Source organism: Enorma phocaeensis, assembly GCF_016901575.1.
Lineage (GTDB): Bacteria > Actinomycetota > Coriobacteriia > Coriobacteriales > Coriobacteriaceae > Limicola > Limicola phocaeensis_A.
The window spans coordinates 137,043-157,755 of the sequence record NZ_JACJKQ010000004.1 but is presented as its reverse complement, the minus strand read 5'-3'; the positions used below and the strand labels follow the sequence as shown (position 1 = coordinate 157,755).

The following is a 20,713-nucleotide window of genomic DNA, read 5'->3' as shown; positions in this document are numbered from 1 at the left end:
GAACCGTTCGCCTGTCCGGTAGGAATTGTGCGTATGGCACCCATGAGCTGGCAAAATAGTGTCTGCCGCCCGCACCCGGAGGCGCCGCTCTCATACTTTGGTATGATTTACAGCCATCCCTCCCTCTTCAATAATCGTGCGCAACGGCGCGGCCGCGGCCGCGGCACGGACACGGCGTCGCCCTGCTTCCAGGATTCCTTCCGGGGCGGTGCCAGGCATGAGGAGGAGTTGCGTATGAGCATGAGGAACGTCATGCGGGAAGGGGTGAAGCCACTCGCCACGGGCATGCTCGTGGGCCTGATGGCGCTGAGCTCGTTTCCCACGGTCGCGTTCGCGGGGGAGAGCGACCCGCAGATGGGAGAGGTCATCTACGACTGCGCCCAGGGTCTCACGTACTACAGCGTGGACAGCAGCCACATCGAGGACAGCAGTCGCCTGTTCTTCCAGGACCTCATGACCGGCAAGACCAAGTTCCTGTCCGACGCCTACACGGTGCCGGGCAATCCCGCCGACCTCAACAAGGCCGACGGCTCGGGCGTGCCCGACGTCGACTCGTCGACCTGGGAGTCCCAGGCCTCCCGCTGGCAGGAGCTCGGCCAGGTCATCCAGGGCACGTACGGCAGCGGCACGGGAGACTCCAAGTTCAAGGCCGATTTCGACTACGCCCTCGGCGAGCACCTGGCCACCAGGCGCGACACCACGGGCGAGGTCTCGGTCGAAGACGTCCACCGCTCCGGCGGGGACGACGACTACTACGTCTACGGCAGCGGCTTCACGTCGGCGAGCTCGGTGGCGGACGCTGTCGACCAGATGGAGGACGACATCTGGGCGGCGTACCGCAACGCGGGCGGTGGTCGCAAAGACCAGAAGGACACGAAGGACGACCGCCTCGACGACGTGGCGATCGAGGAGAACACGGCGCTCGACAACTACACCTCGAACGACGTGTGGTACATGGACATCGGTGCCTACAAGACGAGCGGCAAGAACAAGAAGGGCCACTACCAGGCGCTCGGCTTGATCTTCAGCGACTTCAAGGTCTCCACGGTGCTCCCGGACGACGATGACTACTACACGCACGTCAAGAACAACGCCGCCTCCGACGGCGAGGTGTTCCTGAGCGACCTGAAGAACGAGACCAACCGCGACATCACGGGCGCCCAGACGCTCACCTCGACCGTCCAGGAGACGGCGACGAGCACCATCAACCGCAACACCTCGCTGGCCCAGGCGTTCAACATGTCGCGCACCGCCACCATGGGCGCCGGCGGCTCAGTCGTGGTCGCGAAGATGAACTCGAGCTTCGGCTTCACCATGGGGCTCACGACGACCGGCACCATCCAGGCCGGGTGGACGGACTCCGAGGCACTCACCGACTCGCTGACCAACACCTACACCGTCAATGTCCCGCTCGAGCCCTACACGAACGTCCTGCTGAAGCAGTACGAGAGCACGACCACGACGACCACGACTTACAACTGCCCGGTCGCCCTCGAGTTCGACGTCGCGGTGGTGGAGTGGACGCTCGACCCCTCGAACAACAACGCCAAGGCCGACACGCGGGTGCTCGCCGAGTTCAAGGACTCCGCCGCATCCGACCTGTACCAGCGCGCCATCGTGGAGAGGTCGCTCACCGACGGCGACGGCATCAACTGGAACTCGCTCATCGGCTCGAACACGACCCTCGAGAAGCGCGTCCAGCAGCTCGCGACGAGCTACGCCACCTCGACGACCGGCGCCACGATGGAGGTCACCGACAACTCCGTCACGCAGGAGGTCTACGGCAAGGAGGCCCTGCGTCCGCTCGACCGCGTCTCCGTCAACCATGCGGCGCTCTACACCGCGCGCCTCGGCAACATGAGGCCGGGCGACCGCTTCGTGGTGAACAACATCGCGCTCTCCGGCTACAACGACCAGAACGCCTCATACTACGGTTTCAACAAGCTCAACGGCCACTGGATCCTGGTCGACGATACTGGCGACGAGGTTACGGACAGCCCCATCGCCAGGCTTGAGAAGAACCCTGCGAGCGGTCTCACCTCCTTGGTGGCGGGCGACCAGTCCGGCACGCTCACGCTCCGCTACGTGATCGACGAGGACGCGTACACCTCGAGCCTCTACCCGGGCCACTACACCACCAACGACGAGCTCAGTCGCACGGCCACGCTCGAGGTGCACGTGAACGCCGCGCCCGAGGTCTTCCAGGGCTTCATCGCGGTGTCCGGCGAGCTCACGGGCATCGTGGGCGACGCCCCGCAGGCCATCGAGGGCGACGACGCGCTGACCGCCACGGTCTACGATCCGACGGGCAAGGAGGTCGCGCAGGCCGTGACCTGGGAGGCGCAGGAGCTCACGGGCATCACCGTCGAGGACGGGGCCGTGTCCTTCTCCGTTCCCGGCACCTACCACGTCCGCGCCCGCGTCGACGACGTGTACTCCGACTGGTGCGCGGTCACCGCACAGCCTGCACGTGCGCTGGGCAAGGCCGAGATTCCCGAGAGCATGCAACTCAACACCGAGGCGCTCCAGATGTCCGACGTCCCTGTCGCCACGTACGACCAGTACGGCGATGAGTTCGCGACCGACGAGCCGGTCGAGTGGTTCGTCGTCTCCGGCGGCGCGACCATCGAGGACGGTATGCTGGTCCCCGGCGACTCCGGCACGATCGTCGTCGAGGCCACGGTGGGCGACGTCACGTCCAACCGGATGACGGTGAGCGTCACCCCCGAGGACACCAAGGCGGTCGCGTGGGGCATCGACAAGGGCGTCACGACCATGGACTTCGACAACTTCGACGGTGACGGCTCCTGCACCCGTGCCATGGCGGTGACCATGATGTGGCGCGCCGCCGGTTGCCCCGAGCCCGCAAGCCTCGACACCCCGTTCACGGACGTGGACGAGAACGTCTGGTACGGCAAGGCCGTGGCCTGGGCGTACGAGAACGGTGTGACCGACGGCACGACCCCGACCACGTTCGAGCCGGGCAGCACGGTGAGCCGCGCCGAGATCGTCACGTTCCTGTGGAAGCAGAACGGCCGCGGCATCATCATCGCCGATGGAAGCTCATTCCAGGATGTCCGATCGACCGACTGGTTCGCCAGGGCGGTCAAGTGGGCAGCGAACCGGGGCGTCGTCATCGGGACCTCCCCGACCACGTTCTCCCCGTTCGAGAACTGCACGCGCCAGCAGATCATGCTCATGATCTACCGCAACGCGATGCGGTGAGCATTCGCAATACGGCCCGGGGCTGACGCCTCGGGGGATGGGGCGGGGCCGAGCGGCCCCGCCTTTCCTGTTTGTCGGGCCGGGACGTGCCCGGGCGCCGTCAGTCCGAGGATTGAGCCTCCCAGTCGATGCTGATGACGAGCTGCGTTTCGGGCAGGCCGGTGATGCCGATGCATGCCTGCGGGTGGTCCCGCAGCCGTTCCATCGAGGCGCGGTCGACCTGGAACCGGTGCGTCACGCCGTCCTCTGCTAAGGGTCGCTATGTGAAGAGCATCGCTCTCACCTCGACCATGGGCCCTGGCGTCAAGGTCGATCCTGCTGTCCAGCGCAACTTCATGGCTGAGTAAGCAAGGTTTCTAAGACAGAAATCCCTTCGGGTCATGTGAAGCCCGGTCTCGTTTTGCGAGGCCGGGCTTTTTTGTATCTAGTTTCGCGCCTGCCACTATTCCTGATGTAACACTTAACTAAAGAAAGTATATCGACAGACATAGTACTCTATGTTAGATTGAGCTTAGCAGGAAACGGCGCCAACCTAGGAGGTGACGCAATGGCTACGCGAGACGCGGTAAGCGATTTGATTCGTGGCAACATTGACGCAATCATCCTTTGCACGCTCTCCCGAGGCGACAGCTATGGGTATGAAATTCTCAAAGAGGTCGCTCAAACGAGCCATGGACAGTATGAGATGAAAGAGCCCTCGCTCTATACCTGCCTCAAGCGGCTTGAGGGACAGGGATTTGTCTCGAGCTATTGGGGTGATGAGACGCAGGGGGCACGTCGTAAGTATTACCGAATCACCGATGCGGGATCCCAGGAGTTGATGGACGCAACAGAGCGCTGGGTAAAAGTCCGCGACATCATTGATAGGCTGCTGAACCAGAACGGGGGAGACCGATGAACGAGCTTCGTATGTATGTGGAACACCTCTTCGAGGGCAAGGTCCTTACGTCCGAGAACATTGAGCTCAAAGAAGAGATCTATGGCAACTTGATGGCGCGGTATCAGGATTATCTTGCTGACGGCATGTCAGAGGACGAGGCCCTGAAGAAAACCAAAGAGAGCGTCCCTAGCATCGATGATGTCCTTTCGCCTGACGGCGAGCTGTCGGAAGATGGGGGCAGCGATACGCGGAGGCTGGACGCTGACGATGCTGCGTCAAGCGCTCCTACCCAGGTGATGGATTCGCCTTCGGGCGATTCGTCGTCCGATGAGAAGGCGCGGGTCGCAGGGGCGCCTGTTCCGCCTATGGAGGCAGATGTCCAGCAAGCGGGAACGAGCAAGGCGCCCAGGAAGAAGTGGCCGGTCGTCGTTGGCATCGCGGCTGCGGCTGTATTGGTGCTCGGCGGCCTCTGGGTTGCCATGAACATGTTTGTGGAGCCCGCAGTCGACCGCGTAGAAGACACGGTTGCCAACGTGCAGGACATCACGCAAGGCAACTCGGGCGGCAATGCTGGCAACAACGCGGGAAACTCTGGGCAGACGCCCACGTTCACCGATCCCGAGGACCAGCGCGAGTACGAGGCGACCACAGCCCTCATGCAGGAGATAGAGGACAGCACGGCAGACTTGCTGCAGATCTATGCAGGACGGGCAATGAGCTCCGAGGTGGCAGACCTTGCTGCCGAGTTGCCGCTGGGCGCCCATCGCCGCGAGGCGGGGTTGGACGATACTGCCACCGGGGTCGCCTATATTGACTACACGGAGGTGTCTGAGGACATCGATGGAGACGCCATCGATCTCGCCCTTGCCTACAATGCGACCGCCATCTTCTCGGTGTATCCCGATATATCGATGGTGCGCGTAACCCTGCAAGAGGCCAACGACAGCCAGTGGGATGCCGATACCTATGTGTTTGAGCGCACGAGCCTCGAATCGAGCTTCACCAGCGTGAGCGACGGACTGGTCACCCAGCTCAACGGCTCGCTGTTTGAAAGCACGGATGCTTGGTCACAGGTGAAGGGCTATCTTGATCGGGTAGAGTTTGCAGAGCGTGTCGTGGACCGTGCCGAGACCAACTAGGTCCGTCGCATCTTTCAAATGGCAAAAACTGTGTGAGAAGGCGGCGCGCCGGGGTATTCAACCTGGCGCGCCGCCTGACGGCCAATTGGTGGCAGCCGAATGATCGCCTATACCGCCTATCAGATTGTCGCTTGCGTTGGCACTTTAGTTTGCTACACTACAAACCATCGCCACGTCCGCAAGGCCGGCGAGAGACGAAGGGATGAACGCATGGAGTTCGCAATGAACATCGCAGCTTGGGCCGTCGAGGCTCCTGCCGCCATGCAGCTTCTATCCCTAGACGCCCTACTACTAGGTGCATGCGCGCCGGGGGTGTCGGCCAGCCTGTAGGCCCGTTTGGATTAACCGTACCACCAGGCACCCGCGACGCGTATCTGCCCCTCGCCCTGCAGGGCTTGGCGGACCGTCCGGGTGCCTTTTGCGTAAGCGCGGCATGTGTGTCATCCCCTGCAGAGCACGATTTGGATGCAACGGCTCACAGTAGGAGGAACCATGACCCGCAAGATCGCCATCTTTGACACAACGCTGCGCGATGGAGAGCAGTCTCCCGGCGCAAGCATGAACACCGAAGAGAAGCTCATCATCGCCCGGCAGCTCATCCGTATGAACGTCGACGTCATCGAGGCCGGCTTCCCCATTTCTAGCCCGGGCGACTTCAAGAGCGTTGCCGAGATCGGCCGCATCGCGGGCGATAGGTGCACGGTCTGCGGCCTCACCCGCGCGGTGGACAAGGACATCGAGGTTGCCGCCGAGGCGCTCAAGACCGCAAAGCGCCCCCGTATCCATACCGGTCTGGGCGTGTCGCCGAGCCATCTGCATGACAAGCTGCATCTTACCGAGGATGAGGCGATCGAGCGCGCGATTCGTGCGGTCAAGCTGGCGCGCAACTTCGTTGACGATGTAGAGTTCTACGCCGAGGATGCCGGCCGAGCCGATCAGGACTTCCTCGTTCGCATCATCGAGGCTGCGGTAAAGGCCGGCGCCACGGTCGTCAACATCCCAGACACCACCGGCTACAACCTGCCTTGGCACTTCGGGCAGCGCATCCGCGACCTGCGCGAGCGCGTCGACGGCATCGAAGACGTCACGATCTCGGTGCACACCCACAACGACCTGGGCATGGCAACGGCGCTGGCGCTTGAGAGCGTCCGCAACGGCGCCACGCAGATCGAGTGCACCATCAACGGCCTGGGCGAGCGTGCGGGCAACACCTCGCTCGAAGAGGTCGTCATGGCCATCCGCATGCATGGCAGGGAGCTCGACGCCCACACCGACATCGTGACGCAGGAGCTCTGCCACGCATCGAAGCTCGTGAGCTCCATCACCGGCATCAACGTGCAACCCAACAAGGCCATCGTGGGCGCCAACGCCTTCGCACACTCTTCGGGCATACACCAGGACGGCGTGCTCAAGGCGCGCGACACCTACGAGATCATCGACCCGGCCGACGTGGGCGCTGCCGGCTCGCAGATCATCCTGTCTGCCCGCTCCGGCCATGCGGCGCTGCGCCATCGTATGTCTGAGCTGGGCTACACCTTTGCCGATGACGAGTTTGAGAGCATCTATCAGGCGTTCTTGGAGGTTGCGGACAAGAAGAAGGAAGTGTACGACGAGGACCTGGAGTCCATCGTGCACGAGCGCGAGCGTGTGTCGAAGGCCATCTGGACGCTCGACGCCGTTCAGGTTTCCTGCGGCTTCCCGCTTACGCCGACCGCGACGCTCACCTTGGTGGACGAGAGCGGCGAGAAGCACACCGTCGCCGCGTACGGCACGGGTCCTGTGGACGCTGCATACAAGGCTGTCGATGAGATCGTGAAGGTCGAAAACGACCTCTCCGAGTTTGCCATCAAGGCCATTACGCGCGGCATCGACGCCATGGGTGAGGTGACGGTGCGCGTGACGGCGGCTTCGGGCGAGGTGTACACCGGTCGCGGCAGCGACAACGACATCATCGTCTCCTCCACGAAGGCCTACGTCAACGCTTTGAACCGCCTGATCTCCGATCAGCGGGAGCATGCGGCGTAGGTCGGACCTGGCCGGGCTGCTGGATGATTCCATCCTTCGCGGGTCCTCGCGCTGCGCGCTGCGGAAGCGCTCGGGACGAAACATCCGGCAGCCCCTCGGTACCGTGCTTGCACGCGAATGGTTCGGCCTCCGTGCTTGGCAACCTCGCTTGAATCTAGCGCGCCGCGGCGCGGCGCCCTATATAAGGGGAAGCCTCGCGAAAACGTTCATGTTCGCCCTTTGATCGGGCGTCGTACCTGGAAAGAAAGGGTTACACAAGTCTCGGGGCAACATCCTGAGCGCTTCCGCAGGCAGCATGCCGAGGACCAGCGAAGGATGATGCCCCGAGACTCACGGAAGGATTTCAGAAAGGAACTTACGACCATGCCACGTCCCATGACTGTAGCTGAGAAGATCCTGGCGGCGCACGCCGGCCTCGAGGAGGTGCGGCCCGGCCAGCTCGTCGAGTGCGACCTGGACCTGGTGCTCGCCAACGACATCACCGCGCCCATCGCCATCGACGTCTTCCACGAGCTGGGAGCGAAAGAGGTGTTCGACCGCAGCCGCGTATGCCTCGTTCCCGACCACTATGCGCCCAACAAGGACATCAAGAGCGCCGAGCAGACCAAGAAGATGCGTGACTTTGCCCATGAGCAGAAGATCGTGCATTACTGGGAGCAGGGATGTGCGGGCATCGAGCACGCCCTCTTGCCCGAGCAGGGCGTCGTGGTGCCGGGCGACCTGGTGATCGGTGCCGACTCGCATACCTGCACCTACGGCGCGCTCGGCGCGTTCTCCACCGGCGTGGGCTCCACCGACGCGGGCGTGGGCCTGGCGACAGGACGTGCCTGGTTCAAGGTTCCTCCCACCATCCGCTTCGAGATCGAGGGCGAGCTCGTCGATGGAGCCTCCGCCAAGGACATCATCCTGCACATCATCGGTCTGATCGGCGTCGACGGCGCGCTCTACCAGGCGATGGAGTTTGCCGGCTCCACCATCCGCAACCTCTCCATGGAGGGGCGCATGACCATCTCCAATATGGCGATCGAGGCGGGCGGCAAGGCCGGCATCATCGAGGTCGATGACATGGCCCGCGCCTGGCTGGAAGGACGTTGCGAGCGTCCCTATGTCGAGTACCACGCCGACCCCGACGCGGAATACGCCCGCGTGATCAAGATCGACGCCGCCGACATCAAGCCGTGCGTTTCGTGGCCGCATCTTCCCAGCAATACCCATCCGGTGAGCGAGTCGACGCATATCGCTATCGACCAGGCAGTTATCGGTTCGTGCACCAACGGACGCATCGAGGACATGCGTGCTGCCGCCGAGGTGCTGCGTGGTCGCAAGGTGAACCCCAATGTGCGCTGCATCGTGATTCCCGCGACCCAGGCGGTGTTCCGCCAGTGCATGGACGAGGGCCTGGCACAGGTGTTTGTGGATGCGAACTGCGTGTTCTCCACGCCCACCTGCGGCCCGTGCCTGGGCGGATACATGGGGATCCTCGCGGCGGGCGAGCGCTGCGTGTCCACCACGAACCGCAACTTCGTAGGCCGCATGGGCGACACGACCTCTGAGGTCTATCTGGCGAGCCCCGCCGTCGCCGCGGCTAGCGCCGTCGCCGGTCACATCTGCGCTCCGTCAGACCTGTAACTTCCCCAGGGCCTCGGCGGCATCATCCGCTGCTCGGACAGTCCTCGCTCGCTGCGCTCGCTGCGGAACTCGCGACGGACGATGCCGCCGAGGCCGGCGCTACAAGGTCTACTTCGCCTGGCTAAATCAAGCGAGGGGCCTTGAGCGGCAGGGGGCTCTTTGGCGCGAGGTCCTGGGCGCATTCCCTCGCGCGCAGTTTCCGCAGGCCGAAGGCCGAGGACTGTTTGAGCACGTGGGAATGCGCCCAGGACCACGGGTGACAAGAAAGGATATCTACCATGAAGTTCGAAGGCACCGTTTTTAAATATGGACGCGACGTCGACACCGACGTGATCATTCCCGCTCGCTATCTCAATAGCTCCGACCATGCGCATCTGGCGGCGCATGCGATGGAGGATATCGACCCCACCTTCGCCACGACCGTGAAGCCTGGCGATATCGTGGTCGCGGAGGAGAACTTTGGCTGCGGCTCGAGCCGTGAGCATGCCCCGGTGGCACTCAAGGCAGCGGGCGTGTCGTGCGTCATCGCAAAGAGCTTTGCACGCATCTTCTACCGCAATGCCATCAACGTGGGCCTTGCCATCCTGGAGTGCCCCGATGCGGTCGATGCCATCGAGGCGGGTGCGCGCGTCGCGGTCGACACCGATGCCGGGACCATCACCAACCTGGATACCGGTGCGACCTTCACGGCGGAGCCGTTCCCGCCGTTCATCGCCGAGATCATCGAGGCGGGCGGCTTGGTCGAGCGCACCCGCGCCAAGCTCGCCATGGGATGATTGGGGACGGGTTCATTTCATCCATTTCATGAAGGAGGATGCACGCGCATGCCGCTGGACAATCCGTTTGCGGCGGGCCCGAGCTCGCAGAATTGGAGTTGCAACGTGAAGAAGACCTATAAGATTTGCTGCCTGCCGGGTGACGGCATCGGCCCAGAGATCATTGCCGAGGGCAAGAAGGTGCTCGCCGCCGTGGGAAAGAAGTACGGCGTGGGCTTTGAGTGCGCCGACGAGCTTATCGGAGGTGCGGCGATCGATGCATGCGGCAATCCGTTGCCGGACGGCACGCTCGAGGCGGCTCGCGCTTCCGACGCCGTTTTGCTCGCGTCTGTCGGCGGACCCAAATGGGACACCACCGATCCCAATGCCCCCCGTCCCGAGCAGGGCCTGCTCAAGATCCGCAAGGAGCTTGGGCTCTACACCAACCTTCGGCCCGTGCAGATCTTTGCCGCGCTTGCAGGCGCCTCGACGCTCAAGCCCGAGGTGATCGACGGCGTGGACATGATGATCGTGCGCGAGCTGACCGGTGGCCTGTACTTTGGCCGCCGCGAGCGTTTCTACGACGAGGATGGCGCCGGCGCGGACGGCAAGCCCGGTCAGCGCGCCTACGACACGCTTGAGTACCGCGAGTACGAGATAGAGCGCATCGCGCGGCAGGCGTTCGACGCCGCTCGCAAGCGTCGCAGCAAGGTGTCGAGCGTGGACAAGGCGAATGTGCTCGAGACGAGCCGCATGTGGCGCGAGATCGTGCATCGCATCCACGACGCGGAGTATCCCGACGTGGAGCTCGAGGACGTGCTCGTGGACAACGCCGCGATGCAGCTCATCAATCGTCCGGCGACCTTTGACGTCGTGGTGACTGAGAACATGTTTGGCGACATCCTCTCCGACGAGGCCGCGCAGATCACAGGGTCTTTGGGCATGCTCGCGTCGGCAAGCCTGGGCGACGGCGTGGCGCTCTACGAGCCGAGCCACGGCAGCGCTCCCGACATCGCCGGCCAGGGCATCGCGAACCCGCTCGCGCAGATCCTCTCCGTCGAGATGATGCTGCGCTACAGCTTCGATATGGCGGATGCGGCAGATGATATCCGCCGTGCCGTGACGGAGGTCTTGGACGAAGGGCTGCGCACGCGCGACATCGCCGACGGGTCGACGCCTGCAGAGAAGACGCTGGGCACCGAGGCGATGGGCGACGAGGTGGCCAAGCGCATCTAGGAGGATCGAGACCGCGGCGCCCCATGAGGTGCGGCGCAAGCGTTTCTGTGTCGGGTGGGGGCATGTCGGGGCCGGCGTGCCCCCCGTCTGCTGCGCCGCCGCCGGAACTTGATGGGGCATGGCGCGCGGGAGGCTGTTGCCAGCGGTTTGGCATCACGATGACAGGCGCTCGGCTTCGGAAAGCCGCTTGCTGATATTCGCCTTCGCATAGAGAACGCGGGCGACTACCACGGTCTTGCGATCCTCTTCGACCCAATAGAATGCAACATATGTTGCGCAGCGCATGGTCCGGTATTCGTGCTTGAGCGGTCGAATGGGCGTGTAGACGGCTCGCCGATACGGCATGTCGCTCAGCTGGTCCACGGCGCGTACGATATTCTCCACGGTGCGTTCGGCCGCTGCGGGATTCTTGAGCGCATGGGCGATATAGCGGGCGATCTCTTGAAGATCCCTGAGGGCAAGCGGAAGATATTCGACGCTATACATGAGTAGAGGCCCTCTGTGCTTCCGTCGTGCGTTGAGTCATGTCAGCATCATCGGTCGAGTGCGGTATGAGTGCGCTCGATTCAAGTGTTGAGCGTATCGCTGCGAGCACTTCATCTGGTGAATAGCGCTTTGAGGTGGTTTCTGCCTCGCGCTCTGCGTCTTGCAGCTTGGTGTAGACCGAGCTGTCAAATTCTAAGGCAGCAAATGCTTCCATGCTCATGACGACCATGTCTCCCACCCCATTTTTGGTGAGGAAGACAGGTTCGCCGCTTTTATGTACGTCGCAGGAAACTTCAGTAAACTTATTCCGCAAGTCTGAGACAGGTCGAATCTTTTGCATTGGGAGTCCTCTCGCTCATGGAAATAATTCTATCATAATTATGATAGATGATGAGGGGCTTGCCGGACCACCCTTCACGGATCGGCACGTCAGCACAGCCGGCTTCGACGGAGGGCCCTAACTAGATCGGAAGACGACGTCGAGGAATCGGGTATGCATGGGAATGCCGGGCGAATGTCCTGAGGGGCGGGTCGCTGCGGCCACGACTACCGCTTGCGCCATTCGTGGGGCGTGGTGCCGGTCCACTCGCGAAATGTGCGATAGAACGTCGTGAGGTTGCTCGTGATTTGGCGCATGAAGCCGAATCACGCCCGAAGTCTTCTCGATGCGTCTTGCGCAGGATTGTACGCTTGCGATGTTTGGGGCCCTATCCCATAAGCGATCCGTTGAAGTAGACGATGGCGGCAAGCGCGCCGATGATGCTTGCTCCAAACAACGTGCCGCCGATGCCCAAAAGCACCTTGCTCCAAAGAGGGGCGGGGCGGCGAAGGGTCATGCCGCCGCAGCCGATGGCGCATGCGAACATGCCGGCACCTAGAGCGACCATGCATGCTCCCTCTACGAGTGCGAGCGACGGAAGGTCGGAGGCGGCGACGTTGGCATAGTGGTAGCTGTGCAGCGAGCTCACATCGCCGGTGGCTATCATATTCACGCCCGGCACGATGCCAAGCAGCGACAGGACGATGCCGACGGCGGCGCAGGCAAGCATGGTCATGCGCGGCTTGGTGTTCATAAGTGGCCAGCTTCCGTTGGGGGCGAAGCTCATGAGCGCCCCGTTGTGGCGGATGACGGCGACGAACATGCCTGCGATGCTCGCCACAAGCAGGACGGCTCCCACGATGGAAGCCCAGCTGGGAAGGATGGTCGGGGTGATCAGCGCAATCGAGACGCCCGTGCCGATCAGGCAGCCTCCTGTCTCGCGGGCAAGTGCGGGCCGTTCTGCCACGGGTGTGGTGGCATAGTGATATCCGTGAAGCAGGCGGTAGTCTCCGGAGTAGACCATAAAGGCACCCATAAGCGCGATGCAGACGGCAACGCCGAGGCTTAAGACGATAGTTTCCATGACTCGACCTCTCGACGGGTGGCGCGGGCACAGGGCAGCGCTGCCACGACTGCGCGGCGAGACGGGTGTCTCGCCGTGGGTTAGCGCGGGATTATAGTCAGTCGTCACGGGATGGCAAGGGCCGACGCCAATGGCGGGATGTTGTCGGTGAGCGGACGAGCGGCGCGGTTGGCCTTGGCGGCGTGCCTGGGCTACCCAAGCTCGCGGGCAATGGCGCGAACGACGGCGTCAGCAGCGACGGAAGTTTTCGAGGCGTCTTCGATCGTGAAGATCACCTTGCCCTTGATGCCCAGTTCGCTCACTTCAGAGAAGAATACTTTAGGGCCATCGGTAATGGGGGATACGGCGCCAGCGGCCTGCCGCGCCTGATCGATGATGGTGTCAGAGAGCTGGTCGAGGTCGCGAGCCACCTTTCCGTGCCGACCATCTTCGGCAGGGTCGGGGCCCGCCTCCTCCGAGGAGCTGTGGCCCCCTGCCGGAATCAGCGTCTCGACGTCGACGTGGCGCGACACGGCGAAGGGTACGGCGACACGGCTGGCGGGAAGCAGGTGGACGAGCGCCGTCTTTGAAATCACCGAGTTTGGAATGATGACCGTCTGCCCAAGGCTGTCGCGAATGGTGGTGTGCCTCCAGGTCACGTCTTGGACCACGCCCATCGAAGATCCGACCTCGATGTTGTCTCCAGGCTTGACGATACCCATGAGCGTGACCTGTAGACCTCCGATAAGGTTGGAAAGGGTGTCCTGGAAGCCCAGCGAGACCGCAATGCCTCCGACGCCGAGGGCGGTGATAAACGCGCTGACATCTTGGCCAAAGCAGGTGCCCAGAATAAAGCTGCCGCCCACGACGTATACCGTTGCCCTCACGATGTTGACGATGATGCTCGATGTGGGCAGCGGATTGCTGTCGTGATGAAGCAGGCGCTGCGCGGTATGCGCGGCGACGTTGGCGAGGGCAAGCGTGATGGCGGCAAAGATAACTGACCAGATGATGCTCTGGACGAGGGGGATTTGCAAAAAGCCGAGAATATCGGCAAGAAGCTGCGGCATGGCGGTCCTTTCGTGCGGTAGGTCTCTTTCATGATACCCACAGCGGGCTGCCGCTTCCGTGTGGCGGGAGAGTCCGGCGCGTTGCTCATTGCCGTGACGGAAGTCGATGCGTGCAGCGGCCTGCCTGACTTGTAACGGCTGGCCGCCAGGGCGCGATGCGGAGGCGTCGGGGCGATGCTGGCGGCTACTGCATCGATTCGCGCCGGACCTTGCGGTCCAGCAGCAGCGTTATCGCGACCAAAGCAAGGGCGACAATCGAGAACGCGCCGCCCACCAAGCCGACCTGGGCCATGCCCGGTCCGGAGACCACGGCCCCTCCCACGGCGGTGCCAAAGGCGATGCCGGTGTTGAACGACATGGGTTCGAGCGAGCTCGCCAGCGTGAGCGCCTTGGGATGGCGCGTGCGGGCGACGCGCATGAACAGGCTGATGCAGGGGACCGAGACGATATACATGGACAGTCCGATGGCGAGCACCACGACGAGGGCTGCGGGCATGGTCGAGCCGAGGGCGAACAATCCAAACAGAAGCGCCGCCTGCACCAAAAAGCTTGCCAGGAGGGACTTCATGCCAAAACGGGCGTCGAACCAGCCGGAAAGCAGGTTGGAGAAGAAGCATGCGACGCCATACGCCATGAGCACGGTGCTGGCGCCAAGGGCGTCAAGCCCCAGGATGGTTTCGAGGTAGGGAGTCACATAGCCGTAGAACACGTAGACCGATCCCACGCCAAAGATGAAGATCGCCATACCGGTGAGAATCTGCGGTTCCAAAAACAGCACTGCCTGTTCGCGCATGGTGGCGGGCTCGTCGGTGCTGCCGGTGCGCGGAAGCACCGCCAGCAACGCCAGGCTCGTAATGACCGCCATTGCGAGCACGCCGACCATGGCCAGGTGCCAGTCCATGGTCTCGGCAATCATCTTTCCCGCAGAGGTCGATATGACCATGGCAACGGAAAAGGCCGCGTATACGATAGAAATCATCATCGAGGTCTTCTCGACGCCTACAAGCTCGGGAATGAACGTTACGCCGACAGCGAGGAGCGCTCCCGATACCGCGCCAAGCAACACCCGCGAGGCGAGGAGCAGCTCGAAGGTCGGCGCAAACGCCATGGCGACGTTCGAGGCGATAAACACCGCTGCGTAGGCGACGAGCAGTTGGTAGCGTTTGAAGCGCCCGGTGGTGATGGCGAGCACGGGCGTGCAGACCGCATAGGTGATGGAGAAGAAGCTGATGAGCTCGCCGACGCGGGCGAGGCTCACGCCGAACGCCTCGGCCAGCTCGGTTTCGATGCCGATGACCACAAACTCAGAGCATCCGAGGGAAAAGCCCAGCAGCGTGAGCAAGGCTACGCAGGCGAGCGCGTGGGGCGTGAGACGCCCACCTCTCTTGTCGGGAGAAGTCTTGGGGGTGGCGGTCGCGTGCGTGGGCTGGGACATGGGCTGCCTTTCCAGAGTCGAATCGGTTCAAACATTCGTAATTGTAGCAGCGCGTTTGTTGCCATGCCTAAACCTTTGCATGCCCGTGTCTTTAGTGGGGCGAGGCGCCGGCGGCAGCATCGCGGTAAACTTCTGATGCAGATAGGACGCCAGAGGGGAGCTTCATATGCAGTTTGGACGCTAAGCGCTTCAAATGGGGCAGTTATCGTCCATTGTGCATAAGAAGATCTGCTGGAGCGTCCAAATTGCAATAAAAGCCGGGCGGCGTCGGAGTCGACGTCGAGGTCGGCGGCGACGGAGGGCCTCGCCGGGGCCACGCCGCCATGCTCGGTGGCAGGTGCAGCAAGGAGGACGTCGTTGACGGGGCGGGTGAGGTGTCGGATGAAGCAGCAGGTGAAAACAGCTGGCTCGGTGGAACGCGCGGACGGGCGTCCACGTCCCTCCGTGATTCAAGTGCGAGGCGCGCGCGTTCACAATCTCAAGAGCATCGACGTCGACATACCGCTGGGCCAGCTCGTGGGCATTGCGGGCGTGTCGGGGTCGGGCAAGAGCTCGCTTGCGCTCGGAACGCTCTACGCCGAGGGGAGCCGGCGCTATCTGGATGCGCTTTCAACCTATACGCGTCGCCGCATCAGCCAGACGGCGCGCGCCACGGTGGACGAGGTGCGCCATGTCCCGGCTGCGCTCGCCTTGCGCCAGCGTCCGGGCATTCCCAGCGTTCACTCGACCTTCGGAACCTCGACCGAGCTGCTCAATTATCTGCGTCTCCTCTTTTCGCGCCTGGGGAGTCACCGGTGTCCCCGTTGTGGGGCGCATGTTCCTCCGAGCATGAACGTGGCGCTTGAACGGCCGCTTGTCTGTCCTGAATGCGGCGCGGAGTTTCGGGGCCCCGGCGCCGAGGAGCTCGCCTTCAACAGCGCGGGTGCCTGCCCAACCTGCGGGGGCACAGGTATCGTGCGCACGGTCGACGAGGCGTCTCTTGTTCCGGACGAGTCGCTTTCCATCGACGAGGGCGCGGTGGCGCCGTGGAACACGCTCATGTGGGACCTCATGAAGCAGGTCGCGCGCGAGATGGGCGTGCGCACCGACGTGCCGTTTTGCGAGCTCACGCCCGCCGAGCGCGATATCGTCTTTCATGGCCCGGCCGAGAAGAAGCACATTCTCTACCATGCCAAGAAGGGCGACAATTTCGCCGAGCTCGACTTCACCTATTTCAACGCCGTCTACACGGTGGAAAACGCGCTCGCCAAGGCCAAAGACGAGAAGGGGCTTGCGCGTGTCTCGAAGTTCCTGCGCGAGGAGGTGTGCCCCGATTGCGGCGGAACGCGTCTTTCCGCAGCCGCCCGCGGACCCCTGATCGATTGTATGACGCTTGCCGACGCGACGGCGATGACTCTGGACGAGCTGGCCTCTTGGGCGCCTGGCGTTCCGGCGCTCATGCCGGCCGACCTTGAGCCCATGGCGAAAACCATCGTGGCCGAGATGTCCGAGCCCATCGAGCGCCTGCAGCAGCTGGGGCTCGGATACTTGAGCCTCGACCGCGCCTCGTCGACGCTCTCCACCGGCGAGCGGCAGCGCGTGCAGCTTGCCCGAGCCGTGCGCAATCGCACGTGCGGCGTGCTCTACGTGTTGGACGAGCCTTCAATCGGCTTGCATCCGTCCAATGTCGAGGGCCTGCTGGGCGTGGTGGACGACCTTCTGGACGACGGCAACTCGGTGGTGCTGGTCGACCATGACGTGCGGGTGCTGCGTCACGCGGACCACCTGGTCGAAATCGGTCCCGGCTCGGGTGCCGATGGCGGGCGGATCATCGCCCAGGGCACCGTCGCCGAGGTCGAAGCGGCGCCAGAGACGCGCATCGGGCCGTTTCTTTCGGGCGAACGGCGCATCCGCACGCGCGGGCGGGCGACGTCTGGCGAGCTGTTCGCGCAGGGCTCGGTGCTCCTTGAGACCGATGCCATACATACGGTCAAGCCTCTTGAGGTCAGGATTCCGCGCGGAAGGCTCACCGCGGTTACGGGCGTGTCGGGTTCTGGCAAGACGACGCTGGTGCTCGAGAGTCTTATTCCGGCGTTGAAGGCGGCGTCGGCGGGGGAGCGGCTTCCCTCGCACGTGCGCGCGATTGATGCTGGCGGGATTCGGCGGGCGAGCCTCATCGACGCGACGCCGATCGGGGCAAACGTGCGCTCGACGGTGGCGACCTACTCGGGCGTGCTGGACGACCTTCGCCGCGCCTTTGCCAAGCTGCCCGAGGCGAAGGAGCGCGGCCTCAAGGCAGGCTCCTTCTCGTATAACACGGGCTCGCTGCGCTGTCCCACCTGTGACGGAACGGGTCAGATATCGCTTGACGTGCAGTTCTTGCCGGACGTCGACATCCCGTGCCCCGATTGCGGCGGCTCGCGATACGGCGGCGCGGCGGCGGAGATCCGTCTTGGCGGCGATGTGAGCCTGCCCGAGCTTCTGTCGTATACGGTCGACCAGGCGCGGGATGTGCTCGAGTCGACCACGCTGCGCTCGGCCAAGGCGAAGCTTGCGGTCCTATCTGACTTGGGGCTGGGGTATCTCACCTTGGGCGAGGCGACGCCGGCCCTTTCGGGCGGCGAGGCGCAGCGACTCAAGCTGGCAAGCGAGCTCACGCGCAACCAAGAGGACGCGCTGTTTGTGTTCGACGAGCCCACGATCGGATTGCATCCGCTCGACGTCGAGGTGCTTCTAGGCGTCTTGCAGCGCCTCATTGATAACGGCGCGACCGTTGTGGTGATTGAGCACGACCTGGACATGATCGCCAACGCCGACTATGTGGTGGACATGGGGCCGGGAGGCGGCGACGCGGGCGGGCGCGTGGTGGTTGCCGGAACCCCCGAAGAGGTGGCGTCGTGCCCTGCCAGCGTGACGGGCCGATACATCGCCGAAGAGCTGGGGTGACGGGGCCCTCGCGAAGGGCCTGCCCGCCGGCGTCCGGACATGGGCCCAGCGATGGGGCGTCTTGCCTTCAGCGACGTTCCTTGCAGCTTGTTGCGTCTTTTCGCGGAGGCGCGCGCTCTCGGCCGCGTCGCGCGGACGACCTGATAGCATATCCCCGTATGTCAGGCGGTGCCGGCGCATGTCGGCGCCGCTTCATCGTGTACCCGCGTTTCGAACCAAGAGGGGAAGACCATGATCAAAGAGATCGTGAAGGACGAAGAGTTTCTGAGCAAGCCGGCGGAGCCCGCGACGGTCGAGGATGCCGAGGTCGGCCAGGACTTGCGCGACACCATGGAGTCGCTCGACGACTGCGTCTGCCTGGCCGCCAACCAGATCGGCTCCACGAAGGCCGTCATCGCCTACGAGGACGCTGGCCGCATCTGGGTGATGTTCAACCCCAAGATGGTCGCTTCCATCCAGCCCTACGAGGCGGTTGAGGGGTGCGTCTCTCGCGAGGAGCCCAGCCAGGTCAAGCGCTTCAAGATGATTCGCGTCTCCTATCAGGTGCTTTCGAACGGCAACCTTGTGAGGAGGACCAAGCAGCTGTCTGGTTGGACCGCCGAGATCGTCCAGCACGGTCTCGACCATCTTGCGGGCAAGCTGGTGTAGCTTTTGTCGCGACCGAATCTGGGGATGTGGCTGCCCCTGGTGGGGCTTGCCTTTGCCGCCTTCATGTTCAACACCTCGGAGTTCATGCCGGTGGGGCTGCTGACCGACATCGCTGGTTCGTTCAGGCTCAGCGAGGCGCAGGCCGGCATGATGATTTCCATCTATGCATGGGCGGTGATGCTGCTGTCGCTTCCGCTTATGATGTGGGGCTCCCGGCTGCCCATGCGCACGCTCCTGCTGCTGGTAATCGGTCTGTTCTTAGCTGGTCAGGCAGCCTCTGCGGTGGCGCCGACCTTCCCGTTGCTAGTTGTCGCGCGTCTGCTGGTCGCCGCGGCGCACGCGGTGTTTTGGTCTATCGCCTCGCCTCTGGCGACCCGCGTCGCCGACGACCGCCATGCAGCCACGGCTATGAGCATGGTGGTGACGGGCTCCTCGGTGGCGATGATTTTCGGCATGCCGCTCGGCCGCGTCATCGGGCTGTCGGTTGGCTGGCGCATGACGTTTGCTTGCGTGGGGGCGGTCGCCCTGTGCGTGCTGCTGCTCATGGCCGCGGTCATGCCACGTCTGGAGAAGGGTGAGCCGTTTACGCTTGCGCAGATGCCGACGCTGCTGCGCAATCGCTCGCTCATGGCGATCTACGCGGTAACGATTCTGGCGGCGACGGGATACTACACCGGATACAGCTACGTCGAGCCGTTCTTGCAACAGGTCGCCGGTCTTGCCGATGGCACCATCACCGCGGCGCTCATGGCATTCGGCTGCGCGGGCATCGTGGGCAGCCTGCTGTTTTCGCGTCTCTACGACGGACATCGGACATCGTTCTCACGCGTCATGCTGGCGGGCCTTGCATTGGCGTTGCTGCTGATGGCCGTGACGGGCATCGCCCCCATGGCGGCGTTCGGGGTCTGCTTCATCTGGGGTCTGAGCGCCACGGCGTTCAACGTCGCCTTCCAGGCGGAGATCATCCGCGTGACCCCTCCCGATGCGTCCGCCGTTGCCATGTCGATCTTCTCGGGCCTGTTCAACTTGGGAATCGGCTGCGGCACCTGGCTTGGGGGCATGGTGACCGATTCGATCGGCATTGGCCAGGTGGGCCTTGTGGGCGGTGTCATCGCTGTCTTGGCATTCATTGCGTGCTGCGCGACCATGGGCAAGCGGGCTTTCCCGGCGGCCCGGGCGTAGTCGCTGGGCGTTGCACTCCGAGAGTCATCATGCGCTATACGAGGGGGGTCCTTGCGGACCCCCCTCGTCATATCTCACACATGGGGTGGCCGTTGCCCGGCAGCATCAAGTGTTCGAGTCAAGGGCAGGCCAAGGTTTCGCGCGCCCGTTATTTCACGGTGAGCACCGGCACGTCGACCGAGCGCAGGACGCCAAAGCTCACGCTTCCCAGCATGCCGCGAAGCGCTCCCAGCCCACGGCGCCCCATGACGACCAAATCGATGTCATGGTTGGTCACGTACTCGGCGATTCCTTCCACAGGAGACCCCGCGATGATGGCCGTGGAGACGATCTTGCAGGAAGCCCCGTCTTTTGCGTCGTTGATCATGCCCTCCATGTCGGCGCGGACGCGGTGGAGCAGCGCTCCCATGACGCTGTCATATTCGAGCGGGGTGGTGCTGGAAAGCGGGTCTCCAAAGCTGTCGCTGTCGATGGAGGGGCCGGGAATCGCCCCGATGGACACCACGGTGACAACGTGCACCTGCGCCTCCGCGTCGTCGCCGACCATCCCCAGCGCAACGTGCAGCGCGCTGACCGCGTGCTCCGATTCGTCGTAGGGGACAAGCACGTTTTTGAACAACATGGCCACTCCTCCCACCCAAGGTTGTACGCTTAGTTGGGTTATACCCCGACCGGGCCTCATGGGCGCGGTCTGTC

The 20,713-nt window shown here is 63.4% G+C and carries 17 protein-coding genes and 1 pseudogene; 11 read left to right on the top strand and 7 right to left on the bottom strand.

All coding sequences use genetic code 11. The annotated features are described in order from the left end of the window. The first annotated feature begins 234 nt into the window (after positions 1-234). From H6A15_RS04755 to leuB, 8 genes and pseudogenes are all read left to right on the top strand, one after another. Positions 235-3,225 (top strand): S-layer homology domain-containing protein, encoded by a 2,991-nt coding sequence (locus H6A15_RS04755; RefSeq protein WP_204672610.1) that lies wholly within the window; start codon positions 235-237, stop codon positions 3,223-3,225. A 233-nt stretch (positions 3,226-3,458) separates the two neighbouring features. Beyond that, positions 3,459-3,572, top strand: a pseudogene (locus H6A15_RS04750) (50S ribosomal protein L1); the annotation flags it as partial. Between the two features lie 200 nt (positions 3,573-3,772). After that, positions 3,773-4,123 (top strand): PadR family transcriptional regulator, encoded by a 351-nt coding sequence (locus H6A15_RS04745; protein ID WP_204672609.1) that lies wholly within the window; start codon positions 3,773-3,775, stop codon positions 4,121-4,123. Next, the gene (locus tag H6A15_RS04740; RefSeq protein ID WP_204672608.1) at positions 4,120-5,244 is read left to right on the top strand and encodes a permease prefix domain 1-containing protein; all 1,125 of its coding nucleotides are present in this window, start codon (positions 4,120-4,122) and stop codon (positions 5,242-5,244) included. The genes H6A15_RS04745 and H6A15_RS04740 overlap by 4 nt, the downstream gene beginning before the upstream one ends. 492 nt (positions 5,245-5,736) lie before the next feature. After that, the gene (locus H6A15_RS04735; protein ID WP_204672607.1) at positions 5,737-7,269 is read left to right on the top strand and encodes a 2-isopropylmalate synthase; all 1,533 of its coding nucleotides are present in this window, start codon (positions 5,737-5,739) and stop codon (positions 7,267-7,269) included. A 375-nt stretch (positions 7,270-7,644) separates the two neighbouring features. Further along, positions 7,645-8,898, top strand: a complete 1,254-nt coding sequence (gene leuC / locus H6A15_RS04730) for a 3-isopropylmalate dehydratase large subunit (RefSeq protein ID WP_204672606.1) — start codon at positions 7,645-7,647, stop codon at positions 8,896-8,898. A 278-nt stretch (positions 8,899-9,176) separates the two neighbouring features. Continuing rightward, a complete protein-coding gene (locus tag H6A15_RS04725) occupies positions 9,177-9,674 on the top strand; it encodes a 3-isopropylmalate dehydratase small subunit (protein WP_204672605.1) in 498 nt (165 codons plus the stop codon). Between the two features lie 48 nt (positions 9,675-9,722). After that, positions 9,723-10,889, top strand: a complete 1,167-nt coding sequence (gene leuB, locus H6A15_RS04720) for a 3-isopropylmalate dehydrogenase (protein ID WP_204672604.1) — start codon at positions 9,723-9,725, stop codon at positions 10,887-10,889. A gap of 153 nt (positions 10,890-11,042) precedes the next feature. Here leuB and H6A15_RS04715 read toward each other — a convergent pair whose 3' ends face one another. The 6 genes from H6A15_RS04715 to H6A15_RS04690 form a co-directional block, all read right to left on the bottom strand. Next, complete coding sequence (locus H6A15_RS04715; protein WP_204672603.1) at positions 11,043-11,375, bottom strand: type II toxin-antitoxin system RelE/ParE family toxin; 333 nt, start codon at positions 11,373-11,375, stop codon at positions 11,043-11,045. Beyond that, complete coding sequence (locus tag H6A15_RS04710; protein WP_204672602.1) at positions 11,368-11,715, bottom strand: type II toxin-antitoxin system Phd/YefM family antitoxin; 348 nt, start codon at positions 11,713-11,715, stop codon at positions 11,368-11,370. Before H6A15_RS04710 ends, H6A15_RS04715 begins: the two co-directional genes overlap by 8 nt. Positions 11,716-11,921: 206 nt before the next feature. Continuing rightward, a complete protein-coding gene (locus tag H6A15_RS04705) occupies positions 11,922-12,011 on the bottom strand; it encodes an AraC family transcriptional regulator (RefSeq protein WP_204672601.1) in 90 nt (29 codons plus the stop codon). Positions 12,012-12,082: 71 nt separating this feature from the next. Beyond that, positions 12,083-12,778 carry a hypothetical protein gene (locus H6A15_RS04700; RefSeq protein WP_204672600.1) on the bottom strand — a complete coding sequence of 232 codons (696 nt, stop codon included), beginning with the start codon at positions 12,776-12,778 and terminating at the stop codon, positions 12,083-12,085. A 191-nt stretch (positions 12,779-12,969) separates the two neighbouring features. After that, positions 12,970-13,827: a mechanosensitive ion channel family protein gene (locus H6A15_RS04695; RefSeq protein WP_204672599.1), complete on the bottom strand. Its 858-nt coding sequence runs from the start codon at positions 13,825-13,827 to the stop codon at positions 12,970-12,972. Between the two features lie 184 nt (positions 13,828-14,011). Beyond that, positions 14,012-15,262 (bottom strand): MFS transporter, encoded by a 1,251-nt coding sequence (locus H6A15_RS04690; RefSeq protein WP_204672598.1) that lies wholly within the window; start codon positions 15,260-15,262, stop codon positions 14,012-14,014. 381 nt (positions 15,263-15,643) lie between these two features. On the opposite strand from H6A15_RS04690, the gene H6A15_RS04685 reads away from it, so the two are divergent. From H6A15_RS04685 to H6A15_RS04675, 3 genes are all read left to right on the top strand, one after another. Further along, on the top strand, positions 15,644-18,187 hold the full coding sequence (locus H6A15_RS04685) for an excinuclease ABC subunit UvrA (protein ID WP_204672597.1): 2,544 nt from the start codon (positions 15,644-15,646) through the stop codon (positions 18,185-18,187). Between the two features lie 231 nt (positions 18,188-18,418). Next, positions 18,419-18,835 carry a peptide deformylase gene (locus tag H6A15_RS04680; RefSeq protein WP_204672596.1) on the top strand — a complete coding sequence of 139 codons (417 nt, stop codon included), beginning with the start codon at positions 18,419-18,421 and terminating at the stop codon, positions 18,833-18,835. Between the two features lie 3 nt (positions 18,836-18,838). Continuing rightward, the gene (locus H6A15_RS04675) at positions 18,839-20,017 is read left to right on the top strand and encodes an MFS transporter (RefSeq protein WP_239462346.1); all 1,179 of its coding nucleotides are present in this window, start codon (positions 18,839-18,841) and stop codon (positions 20,015-20,017) included. Positions 20,018-20,165: 148 nt separating this feature from the next. Here the strand turns inward: H6A15_RS04675 and H6A15_RS04670 are convergent, their stop codons facing one another. Next, on the bottom strand, positions 20,166-20,639 hold the full coding sequence (locus tag H6A15_RS04670; RefSeq protein WP_204672595.1) for a universal stress protein: 474 nt from the start codon (positions 20,637-20,639) through the stop codon (positions 20,166-20,168). Positions 20,640-20,713: the final 74 nt, after the last annotated feature.